Origin of the sequence: Tessaracoccus lubricantis (assembly GCF_039544535.1) — a bacterium.
GTDB lineage: Bacteria > Actinomycetota > Actinomycetes > Propionibacteriales > Propionibacteriaceae > Arachnia > Arachnia lubricantis.
This window is the reverse complement of record NZ_BAABLV010000036.1, coordinates 402,302-417,101: the sequence shown is the minus strand read 5'-3', so window position 1 is coordinate 417,101 and position 14,800 is coordinate 402,302. Positions and strand designations below refer to the sequence as shown.

The following is a 14,800-nucleotide window of genomic DNA, read 5'->3' as shown; positions in this document are numbered from 1 at the left end:
CTGAGCAGTTCGGGGAGACGGTTGGCCAGCAGGGTGCCCCAGTGGTGGATGCGTGCCGGGCCGGTGAGGTGGGTGCCGTCGTGGTCTGTGGCAGGGATCTTGGTGGCGTCGATGGTGATGACCAGTTGCCGGACGGGGAGGGTGTCTTGTCCGAGGGCGGTGCGGGCGAGGTGGCCCAGTGCTGCGGCGCGGCGGGCGTTGAGTTGGATGCGGGTGGCGTCGTCGTCGTTGCAGGCCAGTTCGCGGATCTCGGGTGGGAGGTCTGGGTCGGGTAGTTGGGCGGCAAGGCTGGTGATGGCGTCGGCCAGGGCGATGCCGTCTGCAGGGGCGAGGCGGCAGAACGCTTCGATCTGGCCGTCCTTGATCTCGGTGATGTGGACCTTGCGTTCCTTGCGGGCGCGGATCTCGCGGGCGGTGGCGGTGGCGGGGTCTGCCGCGATGATCCAGGAGGGCAGTTCCTTCAGGACCCGGGCCCAGGGCCATTGGCCCAGTGCCTGGGCGCACTTGCGGTCGACCTGGGTCACGGCGTCGGCGCTGAGGCCCACGCACTCGGAGGCGACACGGCAGGCCTGGTGGAACCGTACGGTGCCGGCCAGCATGGCCTCCCACAGCACGGGGTGGCGGTCGCGTACGTTGAGGACGTCGGCGATCCGGCCGATCGCCGAGCCGGGGGAGATCCCCAGCGCGGCGCCGACCTCGAGCGCGACGAACTCCCCGACCGAGGCGGTGCCGTCGGCGCCGTAGCGGGTGAGTTGCTCGATCGTCTCGTAGGTGCGTTCCTCGTCGAGCTGGTAGGTGTCGATGATGGTGGAGATGGACACGGCCTGGGCGACTTCGGCCATCCGGGCCAGCGCGTCTGCTTCGGTGAGGTTGGCAAGGGCCTGGGTCAGTGTTCTGGGGAGCACTTCCATGGTCCCCACTCTAAAGCCGGCCACCGACACGTTCGTCCAGAACAGCTATTTCTTCCCCGATCATTGACAAGGGGGGTCGAATTGAAGGGTCGGGAGATCAGGCCGACTCTCGCACCACCAACTCGGGCTGGATGATCCGGGGGGCCTGGGCCTCACCGGTCTGCAGTTGCCGGAGCAGGAGTTCGGCCGCGGCTGCCGCCAGGTCGAAGCCGGAGTTGGTCACCGTCGTCAGCGCAGGCTTGTGGTAGGCGGCGAGGCTGATGTCGTCGAAGCCCACGAGCTTGAGGTCCTGCGGCACCCGGATGCCGTGCTCGGCCAGCGACTCCAGCACGCCCAGCGCCATCAGGTCCGACGAGACGAACAGCCCGTCCAGGGGGATGGCCGCCTTGGCGATCTCGTGCCCTGCTGCCCGGCCGGAGGCGCGGTCGAAATCGCCGTGCCAGATCCCGCCGCCGGTGAGGCCGTGCTGGGCCAGCTCGGCGCGCCAGCCGTCGTAGCGGTCGCGCGCGCCCACCATGTCGAGCGGCCCGGTCAGGATGCCGATCCGGGAGCATCCCTGCTCGACCAGCCGACGCGTGGCGATGCGGCCGCCCAGCACGTTGTCGAGGTCGCTGTAGGCGACGTGGACGGCCCCGCTGAACGGCCGGCCCACCAGCACCGTCGGCACACCGGCGGCCACCGCGGTCTCCACCACGCCGTCGGAGCCGTGGTGCGACACGACGACGATGCCGTCTGCCAGCCGCGAGCGAAGGTACTGGCGCACGCGCTGCGTCTGGCCCTGGGGGTCGCCCATCAGGAGCACCAGTTGGTAGTCGGCGTCCACCAGCACCGAGTTGATGCCGCCGATCGCGGCCTGGAAGAACGGGTCCTCGAACACCGTGCGGGTGGGCTCGGGCACCACGACGGCGATCGACATCGTCCGGCGCGTCACCAGGCTGCGGGCAGCGGCGTTGGGGACGTAACCGAGCCGGGCCATGGCCTCCTCGACGGCGGAGCGGCGCTCCGGGGACACCTTCTGTGGCTCGATGATCGCCCGCGACGCCGTCGCCCGCGACACCCCGGCCAAACGCGCCACGTCCTCGAGTGTCGGCGGGCGACCGTTCAGAGTCATCTCATCCCTTCGTGGGCTCGATCAGTTCGCGGGAGCGGATCACGTCAGAGTACCAACGGGCCGACGCCTTGGGCGTGCGGCGCTGGGTGTCGTAGTCCACCCGCACGATGCCGAACCGCTTCTCGTACCCCCACGCCCATTCGAAGTTGTCCAGCAGCGACCAGGCCAGGTAGCCCCGCACGTCGGCTCCGGCGTCGATGGCGTCGCGCACCGCCCGGATGTGCTGGTGGAGGTAGTCACGGCGGTCGGCGTCGGCGACGAACCCGTCGGCGTCGGCTACGTCGTCGAACGCAGCGCCGTTCTCCGTCACCACGAGGTGGGCGCTGTTGGGGGCGGCCCACTCGCGGCTGAGCCGCACGAGCACCTCGGTGAAGTCCGGGGCGTGGATCTCCCAGCCCATGCCGGTCAGCGGCACGTCACGGCTGACGTGGCGCGTGTCGCCGGTGCGGGGGTGCGGTGCGCCGGGGGAGTCGACGGCGGCGCCGGGCACGCCCGCGACGGTCTCGCCGTTGTAGAAGTTGATGCCGAGCACGTCGATGGGCTGCGCGATGACCTCGAGGTCGCCGTCCCATATGAGGTGCGCCGGCCAGAGCTCGCCCATGTCGGCGATCAGGTCGGCGGGGTACTCGCCCTTGAACAGCGGGTCGAGCCAGATGCGGTTGCGCAGGGCGTCGTGCCTGCGGGCCGCATCGCGGTCCGCAGCGTTGTCCGGGTCGGCCGGGTGCACGACGCCGGGGTTGATCGTGATGCCCACCTGCTGGGGATGTGCCAGCCCGAGCCCACGCAGTCGCTGCACGGCCAGGCCATGGCCCAGCAACAAGTGGTGCGCGGCCGCGAGGGCCTCCGCCCCGTCCTGGTGGCCCGGGGCGTGCTCGCCCTTGGCGTGGCCCAGGAAGGCGGAGCACCACGGCTCGTTGAGCGTGGTCCAGATGTCGACGCGATCACCGAGCGCGCGGTACATGACCTCTGCGTAGTCGGCGAAGCGGTGGGCGGTGTCGCGGTTGGTCCAACCGCCCAGGTCCTGCTCGTACTGCGGCAGGTCCCAGTGGTAGAGCGTCAGCCAGGGCGTGATGCCGGCCGCCAGCAGCTCGTCGACCAGCCGGGAGTAGAAGTCCAGGCCCGCCTGGTTGACCTCGCCGGGCGCGGGCACGACGCGGGGCCACGCCGTCGAGAAGCGGTAGGACTGGAGGCCCAGCTCCTTCATCAGGGCGACGTCCTGGGGCATGCGGTGGTAGTGGTCGCAGGCGACCTCGCCGGTGTCGCCGCCGGCCACCTTGCCGGGGGTGGCGCAGAAGGTGTCCCAGATGGAGGGCACGCGCCCGTCGGTGGTGGTGGCCCCTTCGATCTGGAAGGACGCGGTGGCGGCGCCGAAGATGAAGTGGGGGGCAAAGGTGGAGGGGGTCATCCCTTCACGGCTCCTTCCATGACGCCGGCGACGAGCCGGCGCCCAGTGATGATGAATACGACGATGAGCGGCAGGGTGGAGATGACCACGCCGGCCATGATGAGCGAGTAGTCCTTGAAGTAGCTGGCCTGCAGCAGCTGCAGCGCGACGGGCAGCGTGGGGTTGCTGGCGTCCAGGACGATGAACGGCCAGAAGAAGTTGGTCCACTGGGCCACGAAGGTGAACAGCGCCAGCATCGCGGCCGCCGGCATCGCGGCGGGGATGGCCACGTGCTGGAAGGTCTTGATCATCGAGCAGCCGTCCACGCGGGCCGCCTCGATGAGTTCGTAGGGGAGCGCCTGGCTGAGGTACTGCGTCATCCAGAACACACCGAAGGCGGTCACGACGTTGGGGATGATGACGGCCGCGAGGCTGCCGGTGAGGCCGAGCTCGGCCATCACGATGAACAGCGGCACGATGCCCAGCTGCATGGGCACCGCCATGGTGGCGATGACGAACACCAGCAGCGGCCCCTTCCCGCGGAACCTGAGCTTGGCGAAGGCGTAGCCCGCCAGCGTCGAGAAGATGACAAGGAACACCGAGGTCACCGTCGACACGATGACGCTGTTGGTGAAGGCCCGCCAGAAGTTGATGTCGGAGGCCAGCACCCGGTTCAGGTTCTCCACCAGGTTGCCCAGCGGCAGGAGTGGCGGGATGGGGTTGCGCGCGATGGTCGCCGCGTCCGAGCTCGCCAGCTGCAACGCGTAGTAGAGGGGGTAGACGGAGATGAGCAGCACCAGCGTGAGGACGGCGTAGGTGCCCCACCCGGCCCTGCGGGCCCCGGAGACCATGCCCAGCTTGCGGCGGGCGTGACGGGCGGCGCCCTTGCCTGCCAGCTGCTCGATGACGGGGGTCGAGTGCATCACACCAGCTCCTTGCTGCGCGTCTTGGCCCTGCGGCCCTCGGAACTGGAGATGCGGCTGGTCAGCCAGAAGTTGAACATGCCGATCACGATGATGATGAGGAACAGCAGCCACGCCACCGCCGACGCACGGCCGAAGCTGCGCTGTGGCCCCCAACCAAGCTCGTAGAGGTACATGGTGAGCGTTTGCCACTGCCGGTCGGCGCCGCCCTGGCCGAGCTGGTCGAACATGCGGGGCTCGTCGAAGATCTGGAGGCCACCGATGGTGGAGGTGATGATGACGAAGATCAGCGTGGGCCGCAGCGAGGGCAGCGTCACGGAGAAGAACTGCTGGAATCGGTTGGCCCCGTCGACGACGGCTGCCTCGTACAGTTCGCGCGGCACCGCCTGCATCGCGGCCAGGAAGATCAGCGTGTTGTAGCCGGTCCAGCGGAAGTTCACCATCGTCGCGATCGCCACGTGCGAGGCGAAGCTGTCGGCGTGCCAGCCGATGGGGTTGATGCCGATCTGGCCCAGCACTGTGTTGATGAGCCCGGAGTCGTCGGCGAACAGCTTGGAGAAGATCAGGGAGACCGCCACCGGTGCCACCACGTAGGGCAGCAGGACGCCCATGCGCCACACGGTCTTGGCCCGCAGGTTCGCGTCGAGCATCCAGGCGATGAAGATCGCGAGGATGACCTGCGGCACCGAGGACAGCAGGAAGATCGAGAAGGTGTTGCGCAGCGCGTTGTAGAAGCGCGGCTGCTGGAGGACGTCGGCGAAGTTCTGCAGCCCGACGAAGTCCCCCTGGCCGCCGATGAGGTGCCAGTCGTGGACCGAGACCCAGGCGGTGTAGACCAGCGGGTAGAGCCCCACGACGGCGAAGACGATGAAGAAGGGGCTGATGTACAGGTAGGGCGAGAACCGGACGTCCCAGCGGCTGAGCCGCTGCCGCCAGGTGGTGGTGGAGTGCATTGGAGGTCCTTGGGTGGGGGTGGGCCCGGCCTGCGCCGGGCCCACCGGGGGTCGTCGATCAGCTGAGGCCGAGTGCCTCGTAGGCCTCGACGGCCTTGTCCCACGACGACGCGGGGTCGTCGGTGCCGGACTCGACGCGGTTGAGGGCATCGGTGACGGCGGCGCGGATGGAGAAGTAGTTCGGGCCCTTGAACGGGGTCACGTCGACGGCGGCCGCGCGGTTGGCGAGGATCTCGCCGGTGGGCGCGCCGTTGAAGAACTCGTTGGTCTGGCCCAGCAGGTCCTCGCTCTCGAGCGCCTCGACCTGGGACGGGAAGGTGCCCTTCGACATGAAGGCCTTGATCTGCTGCTCGGGTGCGGTCAGCCAGGCCGCCAGTTCGCGCGCGGCGTCGGGGTTGGCCGACTGCTCGGGGACGGTCAGGAACGAGCCGCCCCAGTTGCCGCCGCCGCCGGGGAAGACGTCGGCGACGTCCCAGCCGGTCACGCCGGCGGCGTTGCCCTCGATGACGCCCATCATCCAGCCGGGGCACAACATCGTGGCGAAGCCGTCGTTCTGGAACGCGGCGGTCCAGTCCTCGCTCCACTGGGCGTAGCCCGCCGAGAGCCCGTCGGCCTTGGCCTGCATGATCTGGTCGTAGATGGCCTTGATATCGGCGTTGTCGGCGAGCGGGATGGGGGTGCCGTCGGTGTTCTCGAACGGCGTCTCGACCTGGTTGACCATGCCCTGGAACGTGGCGTCCGAGGAGTCGTACCAGGCGGCGTCGGACTTGGCGACGAAGTCCTTGCCGACGGAGAAGTAGGTGTCCCAGTCGCCCTCGAGGAGCTTGGCCACCTCTTCGCGGTCGGACGGCAGCCCGGCCGCCTCGAACAGGTCGGCGCGGTAGCAGACGGCCTCGGGGCCGATGTCGGTGCCGTAGCCGATCAGCTGGCCGTCGGCGGTGGTGGCGGAGGCCGCCTTCCAGTCGAGCCAACGGCCGTCGACGTCGTCATGGGTGAGGTCCACGAACTTGTCGGAGTACTGCATCAGCTCGGGGAGCCAGTCCACCTCGACGGCTTCGATGTCGGAGAGGCCGGAGCCCGCAGCCAGGCGGGTGTTGAGGTTGTCGCGGGCCTCGTCGGTGGTGGCGGCCTTCTTGTGTTCGATCTTCACGTTCGGGTGCTCGTCCATGTACTCCTGGAAGAGGTCCTCGTAACCGAACTCGTTGAAGGTGGCCACGCGCAGGGTGATCTGCTCGTCCCCGCCACCGGCCTCCGTCTCCTGGCCGGCGGGGGTGGTCTCAGTGGAGGAACAGGCGGCGAGCCCGAGGGCCAGCACGCTGACCAGGGCGATGGAACGCTTCTTCACTATGACTCCTTCGTCACGTTGTCCAGCGCCCCGTGTGAGCGCTCTCACGGGATACTTTGATCCGTCGTCGAACAAAGGTCAAGCGCGAACCGGCGAGTCGTTACCGAATCGAGACATGAGAGCGATCTCTCAGCGCCGCATATGCGTCTGACAAGGAGCAACGAAATGTCACGACTTGCCGGATGAGACGCGCTCCAGCGCGTCCGAAAATGGGCGTGGGGCCCGCAGGGCGTCACCAGATGGTGACGCGCTCCTCACGGGCCAGCCACAGCGCGTCGCCCTCGCCCACGCCGAACGCGTCGTAGAACGCGTCCAGGTTGCGCACGATCTGGTTGCAGCGGAACTCGTTGGGGGAGTGCGGGTCCGTGGCCAGCAACACCTTCATCGCCTCCGGCCGACGCTTGCCGCGCCACGCCTGTGCCCAGCCGAAGAAGAACCGCTGCGCCGGGGTGAGGCCGTCGACCTCCTCGCCCTGCGGGTCGCCGCCCGCCAGCAGCCAGGCGTCGTAGGCGATGCCCAGGCCGCCGAGGTCGCCGATGTTCTCCCCGACGGTGAGCTCGCCGTTGACGCCGGCGCCCTCGATGCCCTCGGGCACGAGGCCCTCGTACTGGTCGATGAGCCGCTTGGCCAGCGCCTCGAAGGCCTCGCGGTCCGCCGGCTGCCACCAGTCGCGCAGGCGGCCGTCGCCGTCGCAGGTGCTGCCCTTGTCGTCGAAGCCGTGGCCGATCTCGTGGCCGATGACGGCGCCGATGGCCGCGTAGTTCACGGCGTCGTCGGCCTCCGCGTTGAAGAACGGCGGCTGCAGGATGGCGGCGGGGAACACGATCTCGTTGCGCAGCGGGTGGTAGTAGGCGTTGACGGTCTGCGGGAACATCTGCCACTCGTCGCGGTCCACCGGCCCGCCGATCCGCTCGAGGGTGTAGTCGAGTTCGAAGGAGTTGGCGGCCAGCACGTTGCCGACGAGGTCGTCGGCACTCAGGGGCAGCGCGGAGTAGTCGCGCCACTTGACGGGGTAGCCGATCTTCGGGGTGAACAGGCTCAGCTTGCGCAGCGCCTCGGCGCGGGTCTCGTCGGTCATCCACGTGAGCTTGCTGATGGAGTTCTCGTACGCCTTCATCAGGTTGGCCACCAGCGCGTCCATGGCGGCCTTCTTCTTGGGCTGGAAGTGCCGCTCCACGTACAGGCGGCCGACGGCCTCGCCGAGCACGCCTTCGACGAGCGCGACGCCACGCTTCCAGCGGGGGCGCTGCTCCTCGTTGCCGGCGAGGGTCCGCTCGTAGAAGTCGAAGCGGGCCTCGACGAACTCGTCGGACAGGTAGGCCGACAGCCCCGAGATGGCCTTCCACCTGGCCCAGGACTGCCACGTCCCGAATGGGGCGGAGACCATGACGGGGGCCACGCCCTCGAAGAACGACGGCTGGCTGACGATGACCTCGGCCACCTTCTCGCGCGGGATGCCGGCGCCGTCGAGGTAGGCGTCCCAGTCGAAGCCGGGCGTGGCCGCGATGACGTCGTCGAGCGACGTCGGGTTGTACATGGCGCGCAGGTCGCGGCAGCGGACCCTGTCCCAATGGTGCGAGGCGATCTCGGTCTCGACGGCGAGCACCGCCTGCGCCTGCTCCGCGGGCCGGTCGAGCCCGGCCAGTTCGAAGACCCGGGTCACGTGCGCGAGGTACTTCTCGCGGATCTCGGCGTGCTCGTCGAGGCGGTAGTACGCCTCGTCGGGCAGGCCCAGGCCGCCCTGGGAGGCGAACACGGCGTAGCGGCTGGGGTCTCCCGGGTCCGACTCCTCGTAGAGGTGCACCAGCGGGCTCAGGCCGTGCCGCAGCGACCAGCCGAGGTGTCGGGCGAGCGCCGACGGCGAGTCGAGCGCGTCGATCGCCTCGAGGATGGGACGCACCGGAGCGATCCCCAACTCCTGGATCCGGTCGGTGGCCATGAACGACGCGTACAGCGCCGCGATGCGGCCCTCGTCGGTGGAGGTGTCGCCCGACCGCTGCTCCTCGATGATCGCGCGCACGTCGAGCTCGGCGGCGTTGCGCAGGTCCATGAACCCACCGGCAGACGACTGGTCGGGCTCGATGGGGGCGGTGCGCAACCAGGTGCCGTTGACGTGGCGGAAGAGGTCGTCCTGGGGGCGGACGGCGGTGTCGAAGTGTTCGTGGGCGATCGCAGCGGTCATGCCCGCCACCCTACCGTCCGCTATCCGGTGGCCCAGGTCACCCGGACGCCGGCCGGGTCCGTGCCGAGCATCGAGGCGCGCACCTCCGTCGGGATGGTGGGGGTGGGGTTCGACGACGACCCGTTGCCGTAGGTCAGGTGCAGCGACGTCTCCAGCCGCAGCCGCATCAGCGCGACACTCTGGTCGTCGGCCACCAGGGTCGGGGAGATGTCGGACCATGGGTTGTTGGTGAGCCGCCACGTGGCCGACGACACCTGCGAGCCGCCGGCGCTGGCCTGGTTCGGGCAGCCGGCCGGGGCGATCGAGTTGGCGCTGATGCACCGCTGGAGTGAGGCCCGGGCCGCGTCCACCAAGGCGCTGCGGCCAGCCTCCGTCAGCTCCGGCGTGACGTTGGCCTTCTGCACGTCGGCCCGCGACGGGGAGGCCACCTGCAGGTGGCCGGTGACCGCATAGTCGACGAAGGGGAGCCCGGTGCTGACCTCGTAGGTGCCGGGGAGCACCTCGAAGGTGAGCTTGGGGTCGATGCGCCTGCCGTTGACCAGCATCGGCAGGTTCTGGCCGCCCGCCAACGAGAACTCGGCGGTCACCGTGGTCTGGGCGAGCCGGTAGCGGCCGTTGTCGAGCAGGTCGAGCACGATGGCGGTCTCGAACGGCTGGCCGCCGATGAGGTAGCGCACGGGCACCTCGGTGGCAGTGGGGTCGTCGGAGAGGATCTGGACGTCGGTGATCGGGCTCAGCTCGCGGGCGCGTGCGAAGACGTCGACGTCCAGCAGTGCGTGCGAACCGTTGCCGCCGGGGTTGCCCATCGCCAGGGCCCGGTCCACGTCGCCGGTGCTGAGCGCCTCGAAGTACTCCGTGACGATCTCCTGCGGGGTTTGTGCCGTGACCTCCTCGCGGGTGGCGGTGGCGGTGGGGACTACCACGATGGTGTCGGGGTCGTCGACGATGGGCCTGAAGTAGCTGACGTAGACCATGCCGGCGACGATGCCGATGGCTGCCACGAGCAGGGCGCCCCAGGCGAGGCCGCGCACGGGGAGCGCGCGCTTCGTCGCCTCCTCCTCGCGTGGTGGGGCGACGAACCGGCTGCGGTCCCGCGCGCGGGTGAGCACCGATTGCATGCCGACGGCGTCGAACCGTTCCACCGACAGCGGCGGCGCCTCGGCGCCCGTCAGCAGGCGGACGGGGGTGGTCGGCGACACGGGGCCGTCGGGCGGCATCGGTGGATGCCAGCCCGACTGCCCGTCCGTCATCGCTCGTCCGCCTCCCAGGTATCCGGCCCGGCCAGCACCGCGGCCAGTGCGGCCTCGGTGTCCTCGGCCTTCGCGGTGCCGATCTGGTCACGGACGAGGTCATCATAGCTAGGGCGTTCAACGCGCCGGAAGATGCCGATGGGGGCCTGGCGCAGGACGCCGGGCTCCGTCAGTCGCGACAGCGCGAACGCCAGCGAGGGATCAGGCCGGGTCTCGTCGTGCACGACGATGCTCGCCTCGTCCACCTCAGCCGTACGGGCCACCTTGAGGTCACCGTCGGCGCCCCGCACGACGGCGAGCTCACCGCCGCCGAACGTGATGGGCTGACCGTGCACGAGCTTGATGAGGAGGCCTTCGGGGCCCTTCAGCGCGGCGAACGCGTCGTCGTTGAAGATGGGGCAGTTCTGGTAGATCTCGACCAGCGAGGTGCCGCGGTGGTTGGCCGCCGCGGTCAGCACCTCGCTGAGGTGCTGGCGGTCGGAGTCGATCGTGCGGGCCACGAACGACGCCTCGGCGCCCAGCGCGAGGGTCACCGGGTTGAACGGCGTGTCCACGGAGCCGTACGGGGTCGACTTCGTGAGCTTGCCGATCTCCGAGGTGGGGGAGTACTGGCCCTTGGTGAGGCCGTAGATCCGGTTGTTGAACAGCAGGATCGTGAGGTTCACGTTGCGGCGCAGGGTGTGGATGAGGTGGTTGCCGCCGATCGACAACGCGTCACCGTCGCCCGTGACGACCCAGACGTTGAGGTCCGGCCGCGACATGGCCACGCCGGTGGCGATGGCGGGGGCGCGGCCGTGGATCGAGTGCATGCCGTAGCTGTCCACGTAGTACGGGAACCGCGACGAGCAGCCGATGCCCGAGATGATGACCGTGTTCTCGCGCTTCACGCCGAGCGTGGCCATCATCGACTGGAAGGTCGACAGGACGGCGTAGTCGCCGCAGCCCGGGCACCAACGCACCTCCTGGTCCGAGGTGAAGTCCTTCTTCGTGAGCGGTTCGACGCTCAGCGGAACTCCGACGAGACCCGACATCAGTTGTCCTCCTTGGTGGTGGCGTCGATCTCGGCGCACAGGTCGACCTCGAGCTCGGTGAGCGAGATCGGCAGGCCCCGGACGCGCGAGTAACGGGTGATGGCCTTGGCGTAGCGGGCCTGCAGCACGACGGCGAGCTGGCCGAGGTTCATCTCGGGCACCACGACCTTGTCGTACTTGTGCAGGATCTCGCCGAGGTTCTCCGGCATGGGGTTCAGGTGGCGCAGGTGGGCCAGCGCCACCTTGCGGCCCGACAGGCGGACGCGACGTGCGGCTGCGGTGATGGGGCCGTAGGTGGAGCCCCAGCCGAGCACCAGCACGCGGGCGTCGCCGCTGGGGTCATCGACCTCGAGGTCCGGGATGTCGCGCGCGATGCCGCGCAGCTTCTCGCGGCGCGTCAGCGTCATGAACTCGTGGTTGTCCGGGTCGTAGGAGATGTTGCCCGTGAGGTCGGACTTCTCGAGGCCGCCGATGCGGTGCTCCAGCCCCGGGGTGCCGGGGATGGCCCAGGCGCGGGCGAGGGTCTCGGGATCACGCTTGTAGGGCAGGAACGTGTCCTTGCCGTCCTTGTCCGTCCCGTTGGCCTCCGTGGCGAACGCCGGCTCGATGGGCTCGATCTGGGCGAGGTCCGGCAGCTTCCACGGCTCCGCGCCGTTGGCGAGGTACCCGTCGGACAGCATGATGACCGGGGTGCGGTACTTCACCGCGATGCGGCACGCCTCGAGCGCGGTGTCGAAGCAGTCGGTCGACGACTTGGCGGCCAGCACGGGCAGGGGCGACTCACCGTTGCGGCCGTACATCGCCTGCAACAGGTCTGCCTGCTCGGTCTTGGTCGGCATGCCCGTCGAGGGGCCGGAGCGCTGCACGTTGACCACGACGAGCGGCAGCTCGGTCATCACGGCCAGGCCGATCGTCTCGGCCTTCAGCGCCATGCCCGGGCCCGACGTCGTCGTGACGCCCAACGAACCGGCGAACGACGCGCCCAGCGCGGCGCCGACGGCGGCGATCTCGTCCTCGGCCTGGAAGGTCATCACGCCCAGGTCCTTGCGGCGCGACAACTCGTGCAGGATGTCGGAGGCCGGGGTGATGGGGTAGGAGCCGAGGAACAGCTGGAGGCCGGCCTTGTGGGCGCCCGTGATGAGGCCGTACGCGGTGGCGACGTTGCCCGAGACCTGCCGGTAGCGGCCGGCCGGCACCGGTGCGGGGGCGACGGTGTAGTTGACCTCGAAGGCCTCCGTCGTCTCGCCGTAGGCATGCCCGGCCTTGAACGCGGCGATGTTGGCGTCGCGGATCTCCGGCTTGCCGGCGAACTTCTCGCTCAGGAACCGGAGGGTGCCCTCGACGGGCCGCGAGTACAGCCAGCTGAGCAGGCCCAGCGCGAACATGTTCTTCGTGCGCGACGCGTCCTTGCGGCTCAGGCCGAAGCCCTCGACGGCGCCGCTGGCGAGCCCGGTGAGGTCCATGGCGTGCACCGAGTAGTTCGAGAGCGTGCCGTCGTCCAGCGGGCTGGAGTCCCACCCGATCTTCTTCAGGTTGCGTGCCGTGAACTCTGCGGTGTCGACGATGATGACGCCGCCCTTGGGCAGGTCCTTGAGGTTGGCCTTGAGCGCGGCGGGGTTCATGGCGACGAGCACGTCGGGCCGGTCACCGGGCGTGACGATGTCGAAGTTGGCGAAGTGCAGCTGGAAGCTGGAGACGCCGTGCAGCGTGCCGTGGGGGGCGCGGATCTCAGCCGGGAAGTTGGGCAGCGTCGCGATGTCGTTGCCGAATGCCGCCGTCTCGGCCGTGAACCGGTCTCCGGTGAGCTGCATGCCGTCGCCGGAGTCACCGGCGAAACGGATGACCACCCGGTCGAGCGAGAGCTGGTCTGCCACTGTCAATCCTCTGTGTCGTGTCAATCGGGGACGTGAGTCCCCGGCAAGTTTAGACCCGGTGTTCGACGGGTCCCTCCGCGCACAACCTCGCGCGGACCGCGATTAGTCCCGATCGGTCGGGGAAATTGCGGTTCAGCTGTCAGGGGACACGGCGGCGAACAGCGACAGGGCCGATTGGGAGCTGGCCTTGTGGTTGTACAGGCTCGTCTCCAGGCCGATGATCGCGGCGAGCTGGTTGTCGTCGTCGATCAGTTGCAGCGCGTTGTAGACGTGGCCGCCGGCGCGGGCGGGCAGCCCGTAGCGCACCGTCTGAGGGCTCGCGGCGACGCACTTGCTCCAGTCGCCGATGCGGCACAGCCCGTGGCCCTCCGCCACGAGCGAGGCCGCCATGTGGTGCCACACCAGCTTGCCGTTGTCGGCCAGGGGGCAGAAGTAGGAGTGCCAGCCCGCCGGCGTGACGCGGCCACGGAACTCCGGCTTGGTCACGATGCAGCCGCCGTTGCCCACGGCCTGGTAGTCCCGGAACTGGAACGACTGGCGCACCGGCAGCAGGTTGGGCGTGGCAAGGTTCTGCACCCACAGCGTCTTGTCGGCGCCGCCCGCGGACGTGGGGAACAGCGACTGCGAGACGACGGCAGGGTTCACCGAGCGCGGCGGCAGCCAGGGCTGCACCTGCTGCGTCTCGGGAACCATCGAGCGGCCGGCGGCCGGGGCCTTCGTCGAACCGAACATGAAGCCCAGCGCGCTGACGGCACCGGGGTGGGTGTGCGACGCGAGCCGCAGCTCGCTGTGGGCGGCGCCGGGGGCGGTGACGTCGAGGAACGTCTCGGTGGTGAAGGACCCGTTCCAGAACAGCCGCAGCCGGTTTCCGCCGGAGGCGGAGTGGTCGTAGGTGCCGTACCGGACCGTCGGCTTGCCGGTGAAGGAGCGGGCCGCGCGCACGTCGCACGTCCCCGACGGCAGCGCGGGCAGGCCCATGCGCGTGCGGTCGGCGTTGTCGGCGGCGCTGATGGTGCAGCCCGTGGGCCGGGTGGGGATCGACGTGCGGAACGCGCCGTAGTCGGATTCGACGGCCATGTCCCACGTGAACGCCCAGTAGCTCTCCCTGAACGTGCCGACCTTGCCGGCCGGGTCCAGCTCGATCTGGCTGAGCCTGCCGGTGCCGCGGGACTGGCCGCCCTCGTTGGGGGTGGTCACCAGCGTGCCGAGGGTGAAGAACCGGCGGCCCTGCAGGAAGGCGGGCGCGCGAGTGATGGGCGAGGCCTCGAGCCCCACCTTCATGGTGCCCGGGGTGACCCGCACGATGTTGTTGAACATCCACTGGTTCACGGCCTCGATGCGGCCGCCGGCGGAGGTGTAGGCGGTGCCGAAGATGTAGCTGCGGCACCCGTCCCTGCCGGTGGCGGCGGTGCCGCACTCGGTGCGCCACCTGCGGCCGCCCTCGGTCCACTCGCCGGGGTTGGCCAGCGGATTGCCGCCCCACAGCTCGTGGGCCACGGGCTTGTAGGTGAGGTTGTTGAACGCCCACCCGGTGGACTGGGCGAAGCGGCCGGCTGCGTCGCGGGTGATCTGGGTGGCGAGGATCTCGGTGCGGCAGCGCTCGATGGTGGGCGAGTACTGCGAGCACGACGTGCGCCACTGGCGCCCGTTGACGGTGTGGGTGCCCGGCGTGGTGTACACGTCCAGTGCCGCGGCCTCCGGAGCCTCGGTGACTGCCGGCAACAGCAGGCCGCCGGCGGCCATGACGGTGGCCAGCACGATGGTCTTCAAGCGCTTCATCAGGTCTCTCTCCAGGGGATCGCGGCGTCGGGCCACCGGGAGCATAACCCGAAGGCC

11 protein-coding genes are annotated in these 14,800 nt (G+C 69.5%); all 11 read right to left on the bottom strand.

Translation table 11 applies throughout. From position 1 onward, the window contains the following. Positions 1–911, bottom strand: a 911-nt coding sequence (locus tag ABEA30_RS13005; RefSeq protein WP_345583499.1) for a DUF222 domain-containing protein, incomplete at its 3' end; no start/stop codon positions are given. 97 nt (positions 912–1,008) lie between these two features. Then, the gene (locus ABEA30_RS13000; RefSeq protein ID WP_345583497.1) at positions 1,009–2,022 is read right to left on the bottom strand and encodes a LacI family DNA-binding transcriptional regulator; all 1,014 of its coding nucleotides are present in this window, start codon (positions 2,020–2,022) and stop codon (positions 1,009–1,011) included. 1 nt (position 2,023) lies between these two features. Beyond that, entirely contained in the window at positions 2,024–3,427 is a 1,404-nt protein-coding gene (locus ABEA30_RS12995; protein ID WP_345583495.1) for a GH1 family beta-glucosidase, read from the bottom strand. Further along, positions 3,424–4,329, bottom strand: coding sequence for a carbohydrate ABC transporter permease (locus ABEA30_RS12990; RefSeq protein WP_345583493.1), 906 nt, complete (start codon positions 4,327–4,329; stop codon positions 3,424–3,426). Before ABEA30_RS12990 ends, ABEA30_RS12995 begins: the two co-directional genes overlap by 4 nt. Beyond that, positions 4,329–5,282: a carbohydrate ABC transporter permease gene (locus tag ABEA30_RS12985; protein ID WP_345583491.1), complete on the bottom strand. Its 954-nt coding sequence runs from the start codon at positions 5,280–5,282 to the stop codon at positions 4,329–4,331. Before ABEA30_RS12985 ends, ABEA30_RS12990 begins: the two co-directional genes overlap by 1 nt. A 58-nt stretch (positions 5,283–5,340) precedes the next feature. Then, positions 5,341–6,627, bottom strand: a complete 1,287-nt coding sequence (locus tag ABEA30_RS12980) for an ABC transporter substrate-binding protein (protein WP_345583489.1) — start codon at positions 6,625–6,627, stop codon at positions 5,341–5,343. A 232-nt stretch (positions 6,628–6,859) separates the two neighbouring features. Then, complete coding sequence (locus tag ABEA30_RS12975; protein ID WP_345583487.1) at positions 6,860–8,809, bottom strand: M13 family metallopeptidase; 1,950 nt, start codon at positions 8,807–8,809, stop codon at positions 6,860–6,862. A 20-nt stretch (positions 8,810–8,829) separates the two neighbouring features. Next, a complete protein-coding gene (locus ABEA30_RS12970; protein ID WP_345583485.1) occupies positions 8,830–10,059 on the bottom strand; it encodes a hypothetical protein in 1,230 nt (409 codons plus the stop codon). After that, positions 10,056–11,090: a 2-oxoacid:ferredoxin oxidoreductase subunit beta gene (locus ABEA30_RS12965; RefSeq protein WP_345583483.1), complete on the bottom strand. Its 1,035-nt coding sequence runs from the start codon at positions 11,088–11,090 to the stop codon at positions 10,056–10,058. The genes ABEA30_RS12970 and ABEA30_RS12965 overlap by 4 nt, the downstream gene beginning before the upstream one ends. Next, a complete protein-coding gene (locus tag ABEA30_RS12960; protein ID WP_386085331.1) occupies positions 11,090–12,964 on the bottom strand; it encodes a 2-oxoacid:acceptor oxidoreductase subunit alpha in 1,875 nt (624 codons plus the stop codon). Before ABEA30_RS12960 ends, ABEA30_RS12965 begins: the two co-directional genes overlap by 1 nt. A 132-nt stretch (positions 12,965–13,096) precedes the next feature. Continuing rightward, entirely contained in the window at positions 13,097–14,743 is a 1,647-nt protein-coding gene (locus ABEA30_RS12955) for a hypothetical protein (RefSeq protein WP_345583479.1), read from the bottom strand. Between the last annotated feature and the right edge of the window lie 57 nt (positions 14,744–14,800).